Genomic DNA, 19,836 nt, shown 5'->3' on the forward strand with positions numbered 1-19,836 from the left:
TCTTATCTTATCAAGGGTTATGCAACTGTATGAGAATGCAGGATGCATCATCTTCCAAGTATTCTATACGACTTGGCAATTTGTTTTCTACTATAACAGAATCTATGCAATCCTTGGATTGATAAAATCCATCTGTACATAAAAACAACAAGTCCATGTCTGATATTTTTGTTTCTTGAATGGATATAGGGTTGCGGAAACCTCTTCCATTCACGCAACGAGTCAGAAAGGTACAATTATCACCTTCCTTCAGGTGGTCTTCAGTAAGTTGATGTATACCTTTTTCTTTTTTGTAATATAAACGGACATTTCCTTGCCATGCGTAATTGGCAGTATCATCTTTTATGTATAAGACGGTAACTGCTGCTCCCATTTTGCAACAAAGAGCCTTGCATTTATCTGCAACTGCAATGTCTGCTTGTTCAAAAACCTTTGCTAACAGCTCTCTTATATCCACAGAATTATGTTCTGCCAATATTTTATAAATACTTTGTGCAACAGTGGCAGCTGCGATCTCACCATATTGTAAGCCACCCATACCATCGGCAAGGATAGCGATGCAACTCCCATCTTGTAATTGTTTGCACAAAATAAAATCCTGGTTTGTATCACATAAGCCTTTTTGACTACAATAATTTATATCTATCATTATAAATCCCTTTCTTCTGTAGCAGAGCGAAACACTTCTGAAATGACTTGCCATGTTCTCCTTACTTGGTCATAATTCAAACCCGATTGTGAATTGAGAGTTTGGCTTATCAAATAGCTTCTCTCCTCCAACTGCAATTCCTCGTCAATTTTGTCTGCATAATATACAAGTTGGTCTCGGTTCAATAACTTTGCCAAATCGTTTGCCAGCCAATAGCCACCAGCCACATATTCGTCAAAATCTTCCCAATCATACACTTCCATATACGCTTCTCGATCCAAGTTTGCCATAAGGTAGTTGTCCAATATGAACGACATATCCTCTGCATCCTTGTTTGTGGTTAGATGTCTGTCCATCCAAGCATTGAACTTCAGCAAGAATAATCCATGCAAAGAAGCTATCTTTACAGTGAATCTGTCATCAATACTAACCGTTATAGCATCAGAAAGCACTTCGTCAAACCCTTTTACGGACATGGCAATTGTTTCTTCGGGTGGCCAATAGATGTTGTCATCTTCCTTGGCGACATATCCGTATGGAACAACATCTATCTCATAGTCACCATAATAGAAGCGTTGGTGTTTTGACTTGTCCTTCTCGAAACCATCCGCAATCAAACTATTTTTGATTTTGTCAAATTCCTGCCAGTTTGGAACAGCTATAGCTAGATCCAAGTCTCTTGTCTTTCTACGTGATGACGTGTTCAGCATCTGCTGCATGACTATATCTCTAGCGGTGGCTCCTATGATAAAGAAGTCGTGATCCATTCTACGGAAGCTATCTGTAAGTTTCTCCAACAAATCCACAAGAAATGGATTGTTTATCTTTTCACTCGAAATCTTTAAGCTCATTCTTTAATATGCGTTGCGCAGCCTCAAAGCAGCGACTATTGCCACTACCCATCAAGTCTGCATAGATTAATATAGCAGGAACAGTTCTGTTGTCTGTTTCCCAATTCCAAAATTTGTTGTACAGATGAATTTCCCCATTTGCATCTTGCTTGACGACACCTGTTCGTATAAGATGTGCTGCAGGTATTTCCGTGTATATGTCGAAAATTCCTGGTTGTAAGTAGCCATCCGTCAAGTTTGCGGCAGGTTCTCCTCCCCATGACATGCCCTTTGGCAATGCTATGTTTTTCCACTCATTTCTATTCGCTTCTGTTCGAAATGCCATTGCGCCTACCAGCAATTTGGGTTTCAATACTTCATTGTAATTGCTAACCCATAAGTCAAGCAGTTGTTTTTTGTCTTTTATTATGCGCCCGTTTTTAGTGTCACAAACAAAACCACGTCTTGTAAGTTCATCCAAAACGTTTTTCACGCTTCCCAAAGATACACCAATTTGCTCTTTTATCTCTCGATAAGGCTTCTTTATATTGTCTGCATCTTGCAACAGATAAAACACGACCTTCAATCCTGCATCTTGAAACACGGGATAGGTTTTCACCTTGGACTCTGTATTTTTCCTTCCTTGATTAAATATTTGGAAAATCAAGTTTCCTGCCTTTGTATATCTGACAAGGCAGTTTCCTGCACAGTCCAGATAGTTGATACCTCTGTTTGCCAATTCTGTTGATACCTGCGGCGTGACGTATTGCGTAACAAGCAAGATTTGCTGCTTGTCATTGTTCATCGTTTGCATAGTCGCTAATGTCGGATTTAATGTGGCCTTGGTTATGTTTTCCCTTACATGACACACAAAATCTACATTCATTATTTTAACAGTGACATCATTTTCATTGGTACAATTTACTTTGACGGCTGTTGTTGACACAACATCCCCCACAGGAAGGCTTGCTCTAAGAGCATCCAATGCTTGGTTTATTATGATATTGTTTGCCATCATTTTATGTTGTTTGTTCAATATATCAGTTGTGTTCAATTTGATTGAACATTGCAAAGATAATGAACAAAACTTAAACGAACGAACTTTTTGTTCAATATTTCATCTTGTTCAATACTATTTAACATAGTGCGAAGATTGAACAGGGATATCTTCAGAAATACAATTCCCGAAAAGTGACACAAATGACAAAAAACGGGAATGCTCGAACTGTATATGCCGGTTCTAACAGATCTCTCTATTATCAAAAAGTGGTAATCATACCACTTTTCGTCACTAGAATATTCCCATACCCTTCATCCTCCCTTGTTTTTCCTTAGCAAATTTAGTTCAGCCCACCAGACTGTCAAGTACCGCCTTGCTATTAGCAGGTTATTTCATCAGCAGCCTTCCACCAATCAAAGATTGGGGTATTCCAATGAAATAATCTTCCAATTCCTTGTCTTGTCTGCCTCCATGTCCGAACTCTTGATTGCACGTAAAATCAATTCCCTCGATGAAGTCGTAAAGGCTTCGAGAATAGGGAAGAAAAAGAAGTTTCACAATTTAATCCGAACAGATATGAACGATATGATTAACGAAAGAGACAAGGAGTTTGCCAATGAGTTTTCACGCTTCGTGAACGGCAAGATGTGTTCCGCATCCAAGGTGGGTGCAGAGTTTGCCAATGACCACCGCTTTCTTGTAAACGAGAAGTTCAAGGTGATGATGGCTTTCATGGAGCAGTTGGCAATAAACTATCAGAAGGGCTATTATGACCTTCGCAATGAATGGGCTTGCACTTTGGCACATGCAGCCATTGAAGCCTTGCGTGAGCAGCAGCTCTACAATCCATCTTCATCAGAGTATTCACCCAATAAATAATGCAGTTATGACAAGCAGATTGATTACACCACAGTTGGCGGAGCAGTTCAAGCAATATCCGCTTTATTCACAGGACGGCAAGAAGAAGGATGCCATTTGCCAATGCGTCTTCTTCATCGGCAAAGTCCGTTGGTATGTATTGGAAGGTCAGCCGGAAGGCAATGACTTCACGCTGTTCTCTATCGTTGTCGGTCTTGCCGATACAGAATATGGCTATGCTTCCATCAAGGAAATGGAAAGTATCAGCGTGGATGTCGGACATAACCTTCCTAAGATACCGATATTGCAGGACAAGAGCTTCAAGCCTTGCCCAATCGGAAACATTCCCGACGAGAGATTGCAGTCGTTTCTGTCTGACATGTATGACAGGGAAGAAGTTTAAACCAAACATCAGCCGTAGGCTTCTTGCCTATGGCTGCTAAAAATCAAACGATATGATACAGCAAAAGATAACGGAGATAGCCGAGATATTAGGATGGAGCGTTGATTTCTCCGAGCCACAAAACGGCAAGACAGATGTAAACTTCGCCAAATATACTTCCTATGGTCAAGATTTCAATTTCAGCGTGGAACTTGAAGGCGGTGATATGGAAGCCTTCATCGACAATATCCATGAGTATTACGAGAACTTTGATGTTGACGAGGAAGCGTACATTTGGATTGGCTCAGACGGTCACGGCAAAAATGGCGCACCTTACCACATTGCCGATATAGTCAAAGACATGGAGGAAGCCGAAGTCATGATGGCTGACCTTTATGAGGCATTCAGACAATATTATTCACAGTTGGAACTTCAAACCGTATGACAATAGAACAATATCTTTACCGTCTATGTCGAAACATTCTCAATGAGCGTTTCGACTGGCGCAAATACCTTACCACCCGAAGCTATTTCGGCAGAGACCTTTGCGTCACTCCGCTCCATGTCTCCTATGGACAAATCGGCTATACCATCCATTTCCCTTACTCTCGTGACCCAATGCCCGAACTCGCATATGATTGGGAAATGGACGACCTCACCATCGATGAGAAAGATTGGCAGAAATGGCTATCACCCGAAGAAGATGATGAGGAGGAAGAATAAAACTCCCCAAACGAAAAATCCAAGATGCCTACACATTATTATATATGTGCGCATCTTGGATTTTTGCATGTTTGCCACAGATTGACTCGTTACCGACGGAACGCAGACCGTGCGACTTTTTCCTCTTCTACCTCAGTCTGCTCATTATCATTTGATGATGCAGATTGCTTCATGTCCTTCGCATCCTTGTTTTCTTCCGATACTGAAGCTGCAACATCCTCACTCTGTTGCTCCTTCATTTCCAAAGACACTTCGTCTATTCTCTGCGTGAGAATGGACGTTGCCTTTTTCACATCCATCAAGGTGGTCTTGATGAAACTTGGCGTCTCCTTCAGACTGCCGAGCCACGATTTCAGATAGGCGGCACTATCTTCCTTCAGATTCTTGGTCATGCCATACTTCTGGCACACCAACGCACTGCCCAACTCTGCAACAAGTTCCTCCCTTGCATATTCATCTGAGCCAAAGCCCGATTGAGGATGCAAACGGTTCAACTGATTTTCCGCTCCTGTCGAGTGAACCATCTCATGAAACGCTGTTCCATACCACGACTCACCGTCTTTAAACTGTGCCTTCTCAGGAATGGTTATCTGGTTGCGAGAAATGGAGTAGAACGCATTGTCCTGGTGTTCGATGTTGATGGGGCAAATCCACTTCTGTTCCTTGAACATCTTATCTACTGCAGGAAACGAGTACATGTCACCTTCCTGCACCAATGCTTTCTCTGGCTTGTTCTCGGCTTCTAACTTGGCATACAGTTCGGGTCTTGCCTCCTTCAAATTGGTCTGTGCCACATTGAAGACTTGGTACACATTCAACTTCGGATAGACATTATACTCCTTCTGCTCCTCAGCACTCATTCGCTTGTAGTCGTCATAGGGTATCTTTTCTTTTGTCTCCTTGTGTACAATGGTGAAACTTGTCAGCATCACCGGAAAACTCTTCTCTCCCTTGTTGATGCAGACCTTGGGCAACGGCTCACCATTAGCATCCACCATCTGCTTCTTGTTACCTTGCTTGTCGGTCTGATAGTTCAAACCCACTGCACGGTTAAAGGTGCAGAACACTGGCAACTCGTAGCCTTTCTTCTCGCAGAGCATGGTGAGCAACAAGGCATTCATGCCGTTATACTCCCTGCCAGACAGGTTCTTCGGCCAGCTCAATGTACCTTCCGTAAACCAAGGCTTTTGCCATCCGTCCTTGCTTCCCAACGACTCGATCTTCTCTATCATCATGTTTGCGAAGGTGTCCAAGGCTCTGTCCTCAGCATTTTTTCCATCGCCATTATTCTGTGGACTCTTATTGTAATATGCCATACTTGCTAATTGTTAGGATGATACGTTTTCTTCTCCCACTGGTTCAACTCCGCCACCTTGCAGCCTAAGTTGAGTCTGTCGTTATACACCGAGATTTCCAACTCGCCCTTTGCCTCGATGGTGGCTTTCGACTGCAGCCATTCTTCCTTTTTTTCCGAGAACCGGACAAAGCGCACCCATGTAAAGGCAAATTCTTCTCCAATCTTCTCTGCACTGAAAGCAGAAAACATCAGGAAAGCCTTACCATTTTTGCCTTTCTTCATATCAATGTCTTTACCGACCTTGCCCTTGAACTCCATGTCGCCCACGATGCCATCCTTGCTTTCCGATACAGGCGAAAGGTTCACTTCCGATACTTTCAAGTTGAAATACAGGTTGTCATCTCTCTTCTTGAAGGTCAATACACCTTTCACATCGATGCGATTGCCCACAACGATAGCTTCGGCACAATCTCCATCCATGATGCAGCTTACCATCACCGTCTTGTTGATACCTTTCTTGGCTGGCACCACCACATCTACGGAATATGTAGTAAACGGCATTCCGTCCTTTCCATTGCGAACCACAGCAGCCTTGCTAACGGTTCCGCACACACTTACGTTACATTTAATCATAGCTCAAATACTTTTTTATTCGTTTTCAATCGACCAAGATGTGGAACTTCCAAGTATCTTACTTTCTTTGCATTGTCTGACTTTGACCTTCTTGCTGTTCCAGGACTTGCTCATAGTTTTGCGATGCCTGTTGCGTCAGCACGATAGTATTCACCATTCCAGCGATGCGCATTTTCTTGGCATCATTGCTCAGGTTGGTATCACCCAACACTTGCGACAATCTACAGAACTCCGCATTGGTCAGCTCTCTCGTCACTTTGGTAGTGCCATTGTCCGCTTGCAACACAGCCTTTCCATTGTCGCCAACGCTCAGCACACATTCATTCATAGTCGGTATCAACGGTTTCAAGTCCACCTGCCTTTTGCTTACAGCTTCTGAGATTTGCGCTTTTTGCTCTTCCTCGCTTTTACTGTCTATTTGCACAGCGAGGGCAAGCAGACTGCTATACATGGTAGTCACCAATCCCATTATCGGGTCTGTACTTGACAATCCTGTGCTTGCGTCCTCGGATGAAAGCAGTTTCTTCATCCAATCGTCAGGTGACAGACTCGTGTCCACTACCGAACTATTTCCCTTGTATTTTGCCAACAGGTCATTGCCGTTATACAATGCTTGTTGCTTCAGATTACCTTTCTGCGCTATCTCCGCCAAGTATGATGCAGGATCCACGTCCCTTGTCTTGCCGTCTGCCGATATGTTTTTCACTCCGAAATGCAAGTGTTCGCCAGTAGTGCGTGTGCCGGTATTTCCCGACACACCTAACTTTTGCCCAGCTTTCACCTCGTCACCCACCTTCACGGCAATACTGTCCAAGTGCATATATGTGGTCTGCACCTTGCTTCCGTCCGATCTTGCGTATTCCACTGTCACAGACTTGCCACCGCCAGTATTGGCATTGTGGTTCACAGCTACCACCTTGCCACCATTCTCGGTTGCCAACACATCATCATGCTTGGCTCTGATGTCAATGCCCTTGTGCATCTGCTGTTTGCTTTTGTCCATAGGGTCTTGACGCATACCGAATGGAGAAGTGACAAACAAGAACTCGTCCCTTTTCACAGGGAATGAGTATTTGTCGTTGGTTGTTTGAGATGCTGTTTGCTTCTTTTCGTCATTATTGGATGTCGATACCGAAGACGATACCGTTGCTGAAGTCCTTGCATTCTGTTCTACGCCGAACTTCTTGCCCTCAGCCCTCATCTCTCGCATCACCTGTTGGTCATACTTCTGTAATCCATTGATCTCGATAATCTTTTGCAAACTGGCTGCATATCCTCCACTGGTGGCATAACCGCCTCGCTCAATGCCGTTTGTCCATCCCTTGTAATCATCGGGAGAGAGTTTGAAGCATTGGCTGTAGCGGTTGCTGTTCTTCAATATCTTGGAATGGTGCTCGTATGAGTCACCCACCGTGGCATACTTGCAGAACTTCTCATTAGGCTTGTCATCGGTATAGACAAGATAATCGCCACCGTTCTTCAACCAACTTTTCGAAGCCTTCACGCCAAAGTGGTTGTTGCCCAACTGCGACAGTTCACTCTGTCCATTACGACTTTCTAAGATGCCTTGCGCCAAGGTGACGGAAGCAGGGATGCCATATCGCTTCATTTGTTCCATCGCCTCGACAGCATATCTTTCTGCATATTGCTGATTCTTGCTCATGTCTTTATCCTCATTATTATCGTTTCATACCGCCAGAACGCTGCTGTTCCTCAGTATTTTGCTCCTCTTGCTTCTGCTTGGGTGCCTCCAACTGGTCACAGATAGCCACTCGTTCTCCTGCTCGGATAAGTTTGGGCAGATAGGTGTCCAAGGCATGATGTGGAAAGCCAGCCATGTAGATACCAGCTTGGGTGTTTCTCTTTGTCAATGTAATCCCCAACACTTCCGCTCCTCGCTTGGCATCCTGTTCATACATCTCATAAAAATCACCTACACGAAACAGCAGCAAAGCATCTGGATGCTTGGCTTTCAACTCCTTCCATTGCTTCATGATGGGAGAGTCCTTGGTCTCTTCCTTCTGCTTACCCTTTGTTTCTTCCTTCTTTTCCACAGTAGCGTTATTATCTCTTTGAACAGTCGCATCCTTCTCTTCCCTAATATCTGTCTTTTCCTCAGAAGATGCTTGCTTATTCTCTTCCTCGTGATACTCTCGATGTTCTTCCTCATTCTTATCGGTGGAGACTTGCGTTTCTTGCTTCACCTCGGTTTCCTCAACTTGCTTTTCTGATGCAGTCTGCTCCTGCGTCTGTCCTTTCTGCAGGATGTCAGCAAACAGGGTAGCAGCAAGATGCTTTTTGTACTCGTTCTTGTCTTCGGCAATCCACATTCGTTGCCATTGGCTTGGCGATACCACACGAGGCTGCAACTTGTCTGCGCCATCAATGGTGACTGCACACAGAATGACATCGTTCTTTGCCTTGAACACGTTCACTTTCTGTATGCGGTTCATGTCCACCTCGTTGTGCTGACCGCTGCCAAACAAGTCCACCTTCAGGTCAGGCTTTGTCTCTGCCATCGCATAGTATTTCTGTGCCAGTTCCACTCTCAGACTGTCCATCGTGTCCTGCGCCTGTTTCAGTGTGGTGAAGAAGCGGTTCAAATCCGCCTTGTCGGGATAGATGGAAAAAGCCTTCTGTCCTTCGGGCTTGATATACATCGCCCAACGCTTGTTGTCATCCTGCACCATCTGTATGCGGTCGAAGCCCACCTGCTTGCTCTGGCTCACGGCATCACTCACGTCTATCTTGGATATGTCTTCCAGTTGCCAGTTCTTCAATCTTGCCACAGTGATGTCCTTTCCTGCAAAATAGCTGTCATCAGGATGGTAGCCCAAAGCACCATCGGGATTATAGAACTTGACAGACTGAAAATCTTCCTTCTGCAAGGCATGTTCGATGCGCTGCTTGCTCATGCCCGACACCTCATTGTTCACTTCCAATGATGCTCCTGCCGGCAATACCACATCGGCACTCTTGTTTTCTTTGTCCCTTACTATCACCACAAATTTCTGTTCGCTGTCAGGATGCTTGGCTATCTCATCAGCTACAAAGTAATGCTTGGGCATCTGCGCTTGCATCTCGGTGGTCTGCTGCTCGTTCTTCAAGGATGAATATTCTATTTTCTCGCCACGCTCTGCCTTGCGAATAACGTCCAAGGCATTGTTCACATCACTCTCTATGGCATCTATCAGACATGAATTTTCCTTCAATTCGCGGTTCCAGTAGTCCACCAGTCCCATATTCTCCTTGGAAATCTTTGCCGTCATTCCCATCTCTATCATCTTGACACCCGAAGCCAGTTCCACCACCAGTTTCTCTTGCTTCACGGCATCCTCCGATGGCGCAATGCCGTTTTTCATCACCATGCCTTCCCTTGCCAGTCGCTGTTGATGTCCTGTAGCACTCACCACTTGGCGCAGCATTTCCTGCACATAATCGCTATAATGCTCAAAGTTTTCTTGCTTTGGCATATACACAGCATCTTTTTCTGTGTCATAGTGTGCCACTCCGCTTCCGTCTTTGCGCACCGCCATCAGGTTTTCCTTCATCTTCTGGATGAAGTCATTCACTTGGCTACGCAATGCCTTGTCTTCATTCGCACCGACATTTTCCTTCACCACCTCTTCATATTTCTCCTTGTCTTTTAGTGGCAGCATGGTCTGGTCGATGTTAAACAGCACTCGTATTTCCCGATTATGTATGCCCTTGTACTGTGTCTGATCGGTTGCCGACAATTCCTGGTAGTCCTTTCTGCTGATGATGTCTTCCGGATTATGTCGGTTCACATACTTGTTCCACGCATACCAGTTGAACGGCACACCTCTCTCATGCGCCATCACAGACTCGTCTCGCTTCTTGGCTTCACTAAATAACGTGTAAAGATTTGTGGAAAATCCGTTCTTGTCGGAGTTCAATCCCATCACGAGGGCATTGAACGGACTCACTGCCGCTCCCTTTGGGTAAAACCGTGGATATTGTTTTCCTTGCTCGTTCAGCCAAACACCCTTGTTGTCGGCTGCTTTCGACAGGGCTTCGGTAATCAGTGACACTTGACGCTCTGCCGCATTCTTCTCTTGTGGACTTTTCTCTTTCATTGTATGATTGTTTTACGTTTTATCTTATCTTGAACGTTGGATGACTTCTCGCTGCTCTGCGTTTTCCATCGCCTCGTTTCTCACATTTCTCACTTCTTGCTCGCCATAGTTGCGTTCTGCCATCTGTCTCATCTGGTCACTCTTGGCAAGCACGGCATTGGCAAGGGTGTTGAGTGGTAAGGCTCCTGCTTGATATGCTCCAACCACATGCTCTGGCAGTTGGATGGTGTATGGCACTCGGTCGATGGTTGCCACCAAGCAATTGCCTTGCAGCACAGGGTTGGCTATTCGGGGATTCAACGGTTCGTCTGGATAGGACTTATATTGCACTGCTTGTGCTGTTGTATTACCGTATGATACAGCATTTCCATCATTGCCTTCCTGTTTGTTTGCCAATGCTTCATGTCCTGCCTTGTTCAGCAGATTGGCACCGCCCATACCGATGAGTGTCATCTTCAATAGCGGATTCTTCACGAACATTCCTGCAAGGATGGCGGCTATCGGCATCATATTGTCCTTCAAGCCTAATGATTGCGTCTTGCCAGTGAACAGTCCAACAAGAATGTCGGGCAACATAGCTATCACATAGCCGAGGTTATTGCCGATGTCGCTGAAACCGTCCAGTCCGAAGTTCTTCAACAGTCCTTCCCAACCGTTGCTGTTATCATTTTCAGGTTGTTCTTGCTGTTCTTCTTCTGATTGCGCTTGCTGTTGTTCATCAGTTTCTGTTTGTTGCGCCTCTGCATCTTTCTTTTCCTGGATGATGCGCTCTGCCTCTGCAACCTTGGCTGCGTCGTGCTTGGCTTTCTCTTCCAGATAGGCATCTTCCTTGCCGGGTGCCACTATCAGCGGTACATTCTTGTATTTCGGATCGTTCCGTTTCTCTTGCTCTTTTTGGAAAGGAAACTTAATACTGTTATCTGTCCATGCCATGGGTGTAAATGCTTTTTGTGGGATATGTATCTTGTTATGGAGTTTGCTGTTGAGCGTCTTGACATAGCCATTGTCGGTGGCATTCACTTTCTTGGCTTGTGAGCGAAAACCAGTGAAGGCATTGCCGTTCTGTCCGAATACGCCCTTGCTGATGCTCAATTCCATGGCTTGCTCTTTCCGCTGTTCTCCGTTTCCCTTCTTGGAATCGAGGATATAGCCCAATGCCATGTCGCTCCCCACCAAAGTTGCCAATGACTTCCAACTACCGATACCGCCCATAGTCACGGCATCCACTACCGAGGCGGTAGCCCTTCCAGCAAACTTCTCCGTCTTGCTTGGCTTATAGGCTTTCTCGCCACGAGCTTCTATCTCAGCCGTCAATGGTGACTTCATCAGTTCTTCTTGCAGTCCCCAGATGCTGTTTTGTGCTGCCTTTCGCAAGATGTACTCCATCGTTGATTTGGGTGTATTGTCCTTGACGAGTTTCCCAATCATCAGGTCTTCCATCCTTTGTGCAACGTATGCGTATGCCAAATCCTCGCCACAGGCTTTCGACAAAGCGTCGTATTTGCTTCGTCCAATTTCCTTCACCACGGCATTGCGCCACTCGCCAGCAAGAAGAGCCAAATCCTTCACGATGTTTTTGTCCTTCCATATTTTCTGGTTGCACATCGCCAGATAGTCCTCCGTGGTTTTGCTGTTCCATTTGCCTGTTTGCTTTAGAACAAACTCGGTGTTGTCGGCATACGGATTGGCAGAAGCAAGCACTCCTGCCAAACTGCTCTGGTACCTGCCTCTTTCCTCCAGTTGCTTGTGAGTCAAGTCATCTCGCACCTGTTTCATCACAGGTGCCAGCTTGCCGTCAAAATATCCTTGAAGGCAATACTCCAGTTCTGCAAAGCGTGTCGGGTTCTTGATAGTACTCATTATAGCGTTACGTTTAGTTGACCTAATATCTGTTCTCTTGTCTGCTCGATGGCTTGGCGATACACTTCCATCTGTTTGGGGAAGTATTCCTCCAGCCAAGAGTCCTTCTCTATTCTGTCATGGATGAAGAGGATGGCTTGCTGCAGTTCTATCTCCACGGAGCATTCTCCTTCCTCTCGGTTATTGAACCACGCCTTTGTCCACCATCTCACTCCTGCACGGTCGGGATAGACGCTCACCAACCTTGGAATATCAAAGCTCTGCACATCGATGTCCAGTTCAGCAAGCGGGTCGATGATGCCACTCGTCCTTATGGCTTCGTCATGGAGTTTTTTTTTAGAACTTCGCTCAATGTGGACAGATAGATGCCATGCCGCAATGCCAGATAGTTCAAAAAGTCCGCAATCAGCAGGTTCTGCACCTTGCAAGCCAAGGGCATGGCTCTCTGCCCGATGCCTAACGGATTGCTGATGGATGGCATAGCTTCATAGAAATAGTGTTTCGCCGCGGACAAGGTAAAGATGTTCCTTAGCGACTGCTCTGCATGTTGCGGTGTCACATACATACCTTTATACAGGTCTTCCATATACGATGGCATGAAGCGCAGCATCAATTCTTCTATCTCTTTCTGGTCTTTGTCATACTGTGTGGCTATATTCATGTCGTAGGTCTCAAACTCAGGAAAACCTGTCTTACCGGTCTGTTCCATTGCCTTCACATTGCCATATAGCATGGTCAGAAAATCAATCGGATTGATTTCCTTGCCGTCAAACTTCACCTCGAAATGCAGTCTGTCACCGCTCAATGCCACGATGTTTCCTGCCTTCACGGTTTGTCCGAAGTTCACGAACACGTTGGCAAGGTGGGCGTAGGTCACTTCATATTTGCCGTAGCGTATCACTTGGTAGATGCCGTGTGTCGCATCATTGCCAATGCCCGATACCGTTCCGCTTGCCAAGGCTGACAGCAGATAGTGGTTTGCCTCAAAGTCCAGTCCGTGGTGGAAGAATGGCTCTCCAGTTACAGGATGCTTCTGTTTTCCATATCCAAGTGTCAGTTCCACGTCCTTGCCTCGCTCCTCAAAGGGCATGCAAAAGCCGCTTTTTGATTGCAGCATCATCTCTTCTGTATATCTCATGTTGTTGTCGTTTTATGTTTTTATCGTTTCATGCCGCCACTGCGTGCGGTCGTTTCTGCTTCGTTCACATTTCTTCCTTGACCGCCATCACCACTGACGATGTTCTTGATGTTGGAATTGTTGCCGATGAGCATCATGCCGAGCATGGCTCCTGCTATCTTGCCAAGCCATCCGAAACGTCCGAAAGTGAGGAACGCTGCTGTTACCAGTCCTGCAAGGCTCAGTCCCGACACATTTCCTTTCCCTAAGTTCTTGAAGAAGTTGCCGAACATCTCCAGTCCGTTGCCTCCGAAGATGCCACGGAAGAAGTTGCTCATTCCGCTCCACTTGCTGTTGATGTCGCCCATGGCACCATTCACAGCATCCACAGCTTCTCCAGCCTTGTTCTTCAGTCCTTTCACGTCTTCCACAGCTTCGGATATTTTCTCCGTGGTGTCTTTTCCTACCACCACATCACTGGCTATCTCCACCATGCTCTTGTCGTTGACAAGGTTCTGCCATGCCACATATCCTGCTGCGCTGCCCACAGCGGCTGTTTTCATCGCACTTCCTGCGCCTTTTAGTGCTTGGGTGGGATGCACAGCCGTATTGCTTGCAGATTTCAGTCCTTGCTTGGCGACACTACCTGCACCTTTCAAGGCACTGCCGCCATACTTTGCTATCTTTGCCCATATACTCATAGTCGTATCTTTTTATTGTTATTTGATCTTTCCGTTTCGCTTCCACCTGTTCATACAGTCCTTCACGATGGCTTTCTTGTCAGCCTTGTCGTGGCTACCTTCCTCTATCTCTGCCCAGATGTCCGCCATCGAGGTGTACTTCACCGCCTTGGTCAGCCGTTGCAGCTTTTTGTTCATTACCTTCAGCTTGGGGCGGATGCCGAAAACGATTTCCACTCGTTCTTTCTCGGTCATCTTGTTGCCCGACAAGCATACAAGCCTGATGTCATTTACTATCTCCACGCTGCCCATAATCAACTCCCGATAGATCTTGTTGCGCTTGGCTGACAGTGCCACAGCAAGGGCATTGCTCGGATGTTTATCCAGTTGTTTGGTGAATCCTCCCAAGTTATCCACCAGTCGGTCTATCTCGTGATAGAAGCCATATACCTGTGCAGCATACACCACGATGGAGCGGAACGAGTCCAAGTAGTTGTTGAACTCTCGTTGCAGATTGGTGGTTCCTTCCACTTCCTCTTTCAACCATATATGACCAGTGGTCTGCATCAGCATCACCTTCTCCTGGTTCTTCAACTCTTTTTCAGCCTTGTCTGTATATGCGTATATCATTCCTGCCAACACAGGGTCGTTCTGGGCTTGCATCTTGCAGACAGAAAGCAACATGATGCCAAAGCAAAATATCCATGTTCTCATACTCGAATGCTTTTATATAATTATGGTGTACTGACTTTGGCAGCTCTCCGCCACCGTCCCAATGCTTGCGTAGCAATCTCACCATTACTTCTGTCTATCATCCCTGCCGTGACATTGTTCCACACATCACTCATTGTATAGTAGCGGATGCTTAGATACAGTTTGTTGAGCTTCTTCTGAAATGCTGACATCTTATCATTCAATGCCCACAAAGTCTTCGAACGGTCTGCTCCTGTCAACATATTCTCCGTTCCTCCTTTTGCCACGGCATCATTCAACAGATTGAAAACCGATACCAGTTCCGTTGCCGTCTCGATATACAGGTTGTTCATGCTCATACTTGCCACGATGCCTTGCGGATTGTTCTTAATGGCTGTCTTCAACTTGGCGAGCGTGATGAAAATCTTCACGCCATCATCATACAGATGGGTACAGGCTTTCAGCGAAGAGGCATAGCCGTTCACTGATTTCAAGTAGCTGTTGTACTTTTTCTCCCATTTGTGTATTTGATTAAACTCAGCAGCCATCGTGTTCTGCAACAACGCCGTCTTGGTCTGTCCGTTGATTTGCTTTTCAATCTCACTGTTGATAAGTTCATTGCCTTCTGCCAGTGCCATCCATTCCAAGGGATTGGATGACACCAATTGTGCCTTGACTTCCAATGCCGTTGCTATGCCGATAATTGCTATTAACCATATCTTACCTATTTGTAATTTCATAGATGCTCCTCCTGCATTTGTTGGTTTCTACTCGTTCTCTGATGGTTGTCACCAGTTCTTCCTTCATCGGTACTCCAATAATGTCAAGCCTTGGTGTCGTTCTGTCTCCAGAATATATGCTCACGGTTTTCAATCGGAATAGTTGCTGCATGAAAGTTTGACTTTCGTTGAAATCCACCACACGATACAGTTCCTGATAATCTACTTCACGATGAAACACGCCATGCTCAAACACTAATTGTTCGTTACTGATGATGTACCGCATCCTGCATAGATAGACCATTCGATATGCCAAACATAGGGAAAGCAAGAGCGAGAGGACAAACACCAAAGTGGAGAGGACGGCATCATCAATACCTGCATATACAAAACCTACACTTATAAGCATAAGCAAGTGCAGCTCGTTGATGACGAACTGCATCCAATGGGGCTTGATGATGATGTTTCTATACCGATATGTCTGCTGCATAGTTCTCCTTTTTGATAATGACACCGTGCTTTATCTGCGGAAGCCCGATGTCTGTTCCTCTTTTTCCTTCTGTTTGGCTTGCTCTTGTTGCCTCTCAGCCTCTTGCGCCTTGGCGAACTCGAAATAGTCGAAGTCTATCTCTCCTTGGTCTATCAACCGTTGGTCTCGTTTGCCAAGCAAGGCATCGTTCCAGTCTTTATATTGTCCCAAAGGATGAAAGGCTTGCACCGTGAAGTCTGCAAATCCCATTTCCTTGGCGATTGCTTTGAAGTTCTTCACAAAGCCACGTCCTGCCTCGTCTTTGTCAAAGCCCAAATAATGGTTCGCTTGTCGGGTCTCTTCCAGCATTCCCTTTATTTGCCCCTTTGTCGGTGTGCCTCCGGTCGAGACATACACGTTCTTCACTGGATTGATTTGGTACTCTGCCATAGCATCGTAGGCACTCTCGAACCATAGAATATTTGTGGCTTCTTTCAATGGCTTACCTGTCAGGTTGGCTATCCACAATCCTTCACTGCTGTTGCTTCCTTCCGCCTTGCCCTTGTATGCCTTGCCGTCCTCTCGTCTCGGTCTACCTCGCTCTTCCAATCCAACGATGCTGTCCGGCTTGGACGGCAAGGATAGTGGAAAGGCGAGATTGGCAAAGCTCAATCCGTCATTTCGACGCTTGGTCGCCAAGAAGAAATGCTTGTGAAAGGCGAACTGGGTTCCCATGTTGATGCCTCTTTCCTTGAAATAAGGATAGTGTTTTCGTTGGGTGTCCTTTTCCCTTGGGTTGAAACGCAAGATGTCATAGTCTGACAGGTTGAAGGGCTTGGCATCTCGCTTGGGTTCTGCCACTCTGCTTTCACGCACGTCAATGGGATTGTTCAACAGTCTGTTGCATACAACATTCACCAGTCTGTCCAATGACATCCCTGGCTTATAGTCGTCAAACAGCGTAGGATGCTCCTTGATGAAACCTATCACGTTGTAGTTCTTCTGCTCTGGTGGCTGAAAACAGCACTTGCCGTTGCCTGTGACAATAAACTTGTCGCCTCTCACTCGCTGTCCATGACTATCCACCTTTACATACGACGGATAGCGCAAGCCATCTCGTTTGTTCAACTGATAGCCTGCGTCCACCAACAACTCTTGTATGTTCAGACGCTGTAAGAAATCATTATATGTCAGTTCGTTGTTTGCCATAAGCGTATTCCGTTATAGTCCTTTCCCCATGTGCGGATGCAATACCTCTTGGTTCATGGCAGCCTCAAAGTTTCTCGCCGCCACATCCATCGGTGTATCTACTCCTGGTTTGAAGTAGGGACGAGGTGGTGCAGGGGCTGCACCATGATGGTGGTCAACTATCACCACTGGACTACAATGTGGTCGGTGAAGTTCACTGCCGACTTCGGCTGCAACACCCAGTCCTGCCAACAAAGCTGCTCCTATCTTGGTTCCCAAACTGGTACGGTCTTTCATATCTACCTCACCGAATATCTTGGAAAAGAGTTTCATGCGATGGTAGTCATCCACTGCCATGAACTTGTCATACTGCTTCTGCGTTATCTCGTGGCTTACTCGCTCACCGTTGATGATGGCTGTCATGCGGTGCTTGCCTTCTTGCTCCGCTGGCTCCACTCGTATCTTACCAACAGTTACTTCTCTGCCATGCTTGCCTTCACGGAACCATCCCTTGTTCTCGTCCAAGTCCTGCCCATCCACAATACCTACTTTATTATTCATAGGTTCTTGCTGCACTTGCAATGGCTCAACGGTAGATTGCAACCGCATCTTGCCATCCAACTCCTGCTGCACCTCTGGGCGCAAACTGATTTGGATGCGCTCCTTACTGTTGAGCATGTCCATTGTTATCTTGTCTGCGAAATCATCCTTGATGACATTGTTCAGTATCTCCAGTCGTTTGGCTACAGATACTTGCTTGACTGAATTGTTGGTCAATGCTTTCAATTCTTCGTCGGTCAAGTCATACACCATATCACTTTTGGTGCTTTCTGATTGGATGGTGAGTGTCTTTGCCTTCTCATCGATGATGATACCGTGTGAAGACAGGCATTCCTGCCATTGATCGTTGGAGAAATATACAGGTGAGCTTATCAGTTCCTTGTAGGGTTTGGCTGGCTCTTGACTTCTTGGACGTGTTTCTACAGGTGTCATCACGGCTTGCAGGTTTTGCAATACATCTGCTTGTGATGCTACTTGTTGCTGTCCTTTATAGTAAAAGCCATAACCTCCAGAGGTTAACTCACCAGGTTTCAGCCTTCTGTCTGGTCTTTCCGCTACCATTGGTGCTCCTGCATAGAACATCTGTCCTCCGACTCTGCGTAGATGATAGCCGTCCTGCATTCTCGGTGTCCAACCTAAAAACTCTGGACTCCATCCTAACCGTCCGTATTCTCCAGTACCAATCCTATATCCATGCAGTCCCATAGCCACTCTTCCATTGGCATTTCTTGCATGGACAAGGTTTCTCGGCATATAGAAGTCTTTGCCGATGATGCTGGTAAAGACATTGTACGCCTTCTTGTTGGCAGAGTTGGTTCCCCAATCGGTCAATGCCAACATCTGTTTCTCGGTGAGGTTGTAGGTCAGCAGTGGGGAGTCATGTCCCTGCACTGCCAGTTGATAACCATCGCCATTGGCTATGATATGGGCTTGCATACCATTGCGCATCAGGATGTCACGCATCTCTGGCTGCAAGTCCATCTGTCTTGGATTCAAGTTCTTTCTTATCGCCATAGCATGATTTTATTAAGCGTTCTCTGTTTCCATTCCTTGCTCCAACAGCTCGTCCTTGTACTTCACAAACTGTTCTGCACTCTCGTTGCCGATGCACAGGGCGTGTTCCTTGCAGTATTCTTGATACTCGTTCTGCCATCCCTCACTGAAATGGTTCACATAGTCAAGCCAACCGTATTCGCCGCTCTGCATCTTCTCCACGAGAATGTCTTCTGTATAATAAGGTCCTTTTCTCATTTCTTCCCTAAATTTGATGTTTCACTTTACTTTCTTGCAACGGCAGAAGCATGTCTTCCAGCAGCCTTTTTCTGCTCATTCCACAGTTCTTCGGTATATTCCTCCTCTGGAACATAGTCGAGATTACCGTCAACATCCATTACCCAACAGCCATAGATGCCGAAAGTGTATTTGTCCCACTCTCGCTTGCCTTCCTTGCGCCACTGCTCACCATCGCCGTTGGCGAAGCGGATGCCAGTATCGCTCTTCAGGTCGATGCCTACAGTCACAGGCTCGTCTTCTACGGCAAATGTCAGTGCCTCGCCATTTTGGATGCTCTTTAGCTCCGTTCCTCCAAGACTGAGTTCGTCAGATAGCACCTGCAAGTTTCTACCAATCACAGGTGTCGGCACAGCCATCACTTGGTTGGTCTCTCCGTCAATCTGTACAAATGCCTTGACATGTGTGCCATCTGGCATATCCACATCTGCCACCACAGCCTTGCCCTGCTTCAACAGTTCCTGCTGCTCCTTGGTGAATTTGTCCAATGGGGCGTACTTCAATACAGGATAGAACATCACATCCACATTTCCGTCTGCCATTCTTACCAAGGCAAATCGGGTTCTGCTCTTGATACTGTAGCCCTCGTTTACTTCCATGCTCACAGGCAACACTGGCGATGGACGACCATTGCTGATGTCATCCAAGGCATGCATCTGAAGGTCTTCTATCATCTCATGGGTAAGACCGAACTTTGCAAGTGTCTGATACGGCACTTCGCTTTCTTCAAATGAGTTTCTTTTCATATTCTGATTATATTTTGAATGATACTTTGCATATAGCCATGCAA

The 19,836-nt window shown here is 46.0% G+C and carries 21 protein-coding genes and 1 pseudogene; 4 read left to right on the top strand and 18 right to left on the bottom strand.

Translation table 11 applies throughout. The annotated features are described in order from the left end of the window. Window positions 1-10: 10 nt before the first annotated feature. The 3 genes from P3T48_RS06205 to P3T48_RS06215 are packed head-to-tail and all read right to left on the bottom strand — an operon-like array spanning window position 11 to window position 2,494. Complete coding sequence (locus P3T48_RS06205) at window positions 11-649, bottom strand: PP2C family protein-serine/threonine phosphatase (protein ID WP_276506036.1); 639 nt, start codon at window positions 647-649, stop codon at window positions 11-13. Next, a complete protein-coding gene (locus P3T48_RS06210; RefSeq protein WP_118313254.1) occupies window positions 649-1,500 on the bottom strand; it encodes a nucleotidyl transferase AbiEii/AbiGii toxin family protein in 852 nt (283 codons plus the stop codon). The genes P3T48_RS06205 and P3T48_RS06210 overlap by 1 nt, the downstream gene beginning before the upstream one ends. Beyond that, the gene (locus P3T48_RS06215; protein WP_259337707.1) at window positions 1,478-2,494 is read right to left on the bottom strand and encodes a type IV toxin-antitoxin system AbiEi family antitoxin; all 1,017 of its coding nucleotides are present in this window, start codon (window positions 2,492-2,494) and stop codon (window positions 1,478-1,480) included. The genes P3T48_RS06210 and P3T48_RS06215 overlap by 23 nt, the downstream gene beginning before the upstream one ends. 561 nt (window positions 2,495-3,055) lie before the next feature. Between P3T48_RS06215 and P3T48_RS06220 the strand changes: the two genes are divergently transcribed. Genes P3T48_RS06220 through P3T48_RS06235 form a run of 4 tightly spaced genes read left to right on the top strand, consistent with a single transcriptional unit; the run spans window position 3,056 to window position 4,442 of the window. Continuing rightward, on the top strand, window positions 3,056-3,358 hold the full coding sequence (locus P3T48_RS06220; protein WP_276506037.1) for a sulfide:quinone reductase: 303 nt from the start codon (window positions 3,056-3,058) through the stop codon (window positions 3,356-3,358). Window positions 3,359-3,365: 7 nt separating this feature from the next. Continuing rightward, on the top strand, window positions 3,366-3,740 hold the full coding sequence (locus P3T48_RS06225; protein ID WP_010537185.1) for a DUF2958 domain-containing protein: 375 nt from the start codon (window positions 3,366-3,368) through the stop codon (window positions 3,738-3,740). 52 nt (window positions 3,741-3,792) lie between these two features. Further along, window positions 3,793-4,164: a hypothetical protein gene (locus P3T48_RS06230; RefSeq protein ID WP_225492323.1), complete on the top strand. Its 372-nt coding sequence runs from the start codon at window positions 3,793-3,795 to the stop codon at window positions 4,162-4,164. Then, window positions 4,161-4,442 carry a hypothetical protein gene (locus P3T48_RS06235; protein ID WP_032836839.1) on the top strand — a complete coding sequence of 94 codons (282 nt, stop codon included), beginning with the start codon at window positions 4,161-4,163 and terminating at the stop codon, window positions 4,440-4,442. The genes P3T48_RS06230 and P3T48_RS06235 overlap by 4 nt, the downstream gene beginning before the upstream one ends. A 116-nt stretch (window positions 4,443-4,558) precedes the next feature. Here the strand turns inward: P3T48_RS06235 and P3T48_RS06240 are convergent. The 15 genes and pseudogenes from P3T48_RS06240 to P3T48_RS06310 form a co-directional block, all read right to left on the bottom strand. Beyond that, a pseudogene (locus P3T48_RS06240) lies at window positions 4,559-5,758 on the bottom strand (ArdC family protein); the annotation flags it as partial. 5 nt (window positions 5,759-5,763) lie between these two features. Then, a complete protein-coding gene (locus P3T48_RS06245) occupies window positions 5,764-6,372 on the bottom strand; it encodes a hypothetical protein (protein WP_276506038.1) in 609 nt (202 codons plus the stop codon). A gap of 58 nt (window positions 6,373-6,430) precedes the next feature. Continuing rightward, complete coding sequence (locus tag P3T48_RS06250) at window positions 6,431-8,035, bottom strand: glucosaminidase domain-containing protein (RefSeq protein WP_276506039.1); 1,605 nt, start codon at window positions 8,033-8,035, stop codon at window positions 6,431-6,433. A gap of 16 nt (window positions 8,036-8,051) precedes the next feature. Then, entirely contained in the window at window positions 8,052-10,469 is a 2,418-nt protein-coding gene (locus P3T48_RS06255; protein WP_276506040.1) for a MutS N-terminal domain-containing protein, read from the bottom strand. 24 nt (window positions 10,470-10,493) lie between these two features. Continuing rightward, a complete protein-coding gene (locus P3T48_RS06260; protein WP_276506041.1) occupies window positions 10,494-12,329 on the bottom strand; it encodes a hypothetical protein in 1,836 nt (611 codons plus the stop codon). Continuing rightward, a complete protein-coding gene (locus P3T48_RS06265) occupies window positions 12,329-12,628 on the bottom strand; it encodes a hypothetical protein (protein WP_276506103.1) in 300 nt (99 codons plus the stop codon). The genes P3T48_RS06260 and P3T48_RS06265 overlap by 1 nt, the downstream gene beginning before the upstream one ends. A gap of 11 nt (window positions 12,629-12,639) precedes the next feature. Then, complete coding sequence (locus tag P3T48_RS06270) at window positions 12,640-13,467, bottom strand: M23 family metallopeptidase (RefSeq protein ID WP_225492334.1); 828 nt, start codon at window positions 13,465-13,467, stop codon at window positions 12,640-12,642. A gap of 20 nt (window positions 13,468-13,487) precedes the next feature. After that, window positions 13,488-14,147, bottom strand: a complete 660-nt coding sequence (locus P3T48_RS06275; protein ID WP_118416628.1) for a hypothetical protein — start codon at window positions 14,145-14,147, stop codon at window positions 13,488-13,490. Window positions 14,148-14,165: 18 nt separating this feature from the next. Continuing rightward, complete coding sequence (locus tag P3T48_RS06280; RefSeq protein WP_225492336.1) at window positions 14,166-14,840, bottom strand: hypothetical protein; 675 nt, start codon at window positions 14,838-14,840, stop codon at window positions 14,166-14,168. Between the two features lie 20 nt (window positions 14,841-14,860). Then, a complete protein-coding gene (locus P3T48_RS06285; protein ID WP_276506042.1) occupies window positions 14,861-15,559 on the bottom strand; it encodes a hypothetical protein in 699 nt (232 codons plus the stop codon). Beyond that, window positions 15,540-16,028, bottom strand: a complete 489-nt coding sequence (locus P3T48_RS06290) for a PH domain-containing protein (protein ID WP_276506043.1) — start codon at window positions 16,026-16,028, stop codon at window positions 15,540-15,542. The genes P3T48_RS06285 and P3T48_RS06290 overlap by 20 nt, the downstream gene beginning before the upstream one ends. A 30-nt stretch (window positions 16,029-16,058) precedes the next feature. Further along, window positions 16,059-17,216, bottom strand: a complete 1,158-nt coding sequence (locus P3T48_RS06295) for a toprim domain-containing protein (protein WP_276506044.1) — start codon at window positions 17,214-17,216, stop codon at window positions 16,059-16,061. Between the two features lie 12 nt (window positions 17,217-17,228). Further along, on the bottom strand, window positions 17,229-18,770 hold the full coding sequence (locus tag P3T48_RS06300; protein ID WP_276506045.1) for a hypothetical protein: 1,542 nt from the start codon (window positions 18,768-18,770) through the stop codon (window positions 17,229-17,231). Between the two features lie 12 nt (window positions 18,771-18,782). Then, a complete protein-coding gene (locus P3T48_RS06305; protein WP_106813471.1) occupies window positions 18,783-19,007 on the bottom strand; it encodes a hypothetical protein in 225 nt (74 codons plus the stop codon). Window positions 19,008-19,033: 26 nt separating this feature from the next. Next, on the bottom strand, window positions 19,034-19,792 hold the full coding sequence (locus tag P3T48_RS06310; RefSeq protein ID WP_276506046.1) for a DUF4099 domain-containing protein: 759 nt from the start codon (window positions 19,790-19,792) through the stop codon (window positions 19,034-19,036). Window positions 19,793-19,836: the final 44 nt, after the last annotated feature.

This window comes from Segatella intestinalis (genome assembly GCF_029348455.1).
Taxonomy (GTDB): Bacteria; Bacteroidota; Bacteroidia; order Bacteroidales; family Bacteroidaceae; genus Prevotella.

Coding starts and splice junctions, on each gene's coding strand:
- P3T48_RS06280 (WP_225492336.1), bottom strand. CDS start 14,840: ATGAGAACATGGATATTTTGCTTTGGCATCATGTTGCTTTCTGTCTGC.
- P3T48_RS06215 (WP_259337707.1), bottom strand. CDS start 2,494: ATGGCAAACAATATCATAATAAACCAAGCATTGGATGCTCTTAGAGCA.
- P3T48_RS06250 (WP_276506039.1), bottom strand. CDS start 8,035: ATGAGCAAGAATCAGCAATATGCAGAAAGATATGCTGTCGAGGCGATG.
- P3T48_RS06290 (WP_276506043.1), bottom strand. CDS start 16,028: ATGCAGCAGACATATCGGTATAGAAACATCATCATCAAGCCCCATTGG.
- P3T48_RS06205 (WP_276506036.1), bottom strand. CDS start 649: ATGATAGATATAAATTATTGTAGTCAAAAAGGCTTATGTGATACAAAC.
- P3T48_RS06275 (WP_118416628.1), bottom strand. CDS start 14,147: ATGAGTATATGGGCAAAGATAGCAAAGTATGGCGGCAGTGCCTTGAAA.
- P3T48_RS06300 (WP_276506045.1), bottom strand. CDS start 18,770: ATGGCGATAAGAAAGAACTTGAATCCAAGACAGATGGACTTGCAGCCA.
- P3T48_RS06270 (WP_225492334.1), bottom strand. CDS start 13,467: ATGAGATATACAGAAGAGATGATGCTGCAATCAAAAAGCGGCTTTTGC.
- P3T48_RS06230 (WP_225492323.1), top strand. CDS start 3,793: ATGATACAGCAAAAGATAACGGAGATAGCCGAGATATTAGGATGGAGC.
- P3T48_RS06235 (WP_032836839.1), top strand. CDS start 4,161: ATGACAATAGAACAATATCTTTACCGTCTATGTCGAAACATTCTCAAT.
- P3T48_RS06245 (WP_276506038.1), bottom strand. CDS start 6,372: ATGATTAAATGTAACGTAAGTGTGTGCGGAACCGTTAGCAAGGCTGCT.
- P3T48_RS06285 (WP_276506042.1), bottom strand. CDS start 15,559: ATGAAATTACAAATAGGTAAGATATGGTTAATAGCAATTATCGGCATA.
- P3T48_RS06305 (WP_106813471.1), bottom strand. CDS start 19,007: ATGAGAAAAGGACCTTATTATACAGAAGACATTCTCGTGGAGAAGATG.
- P3T48_RS06260 (WP_276506041.1), bottom strand. CDS start 12,329: ATGAGTACTATCAAGAACCCGACACGCTTTGCAGAACTGGAGTATTGC.
- P3T48_RS06295 (WP_276506044.1), bottom strand. CDS start 17,216: ATGGCAAACAACGAACTGACATATAATGATTTCTTACAGCGTCTGAAC.
- P3T48_RS06310 (WP_276506046.1), bottom strand. CDS start 19,792: ATGAAAAGAAACTCATTTGAAGAAAGCGAAGTGCCGTATCAGACACTT.
- P3T48_RS06220 (WP_276506037.1), top strand. CDS start 3,056: ATGAACGATATGATTAACGAAAGAGACAAGGAGTTTGCCAATGAGTTT.
- P3T48_RS06210 (WP_118313254.1), bottom strand. CDS start 1,500: ATGAGCTTAAAGATTTCGAGTGAAAAGATAAACAATCCATTTCTTGTG.
- P3T48_RS06225 (WP_010537185.1), top strand. CDS start 3,366: ATGACAAGCAGATTGATTACACCACAGTTGGCGGAGCAGTTCAAGCAA.
- P3T48_RS06255 (WP_276506040.1), bottom strand. CDS start 10,469: ATGAAAGAGAAAAGTCCACAAGAGAAGAATGCGGCAGAGCGTCAAGTG.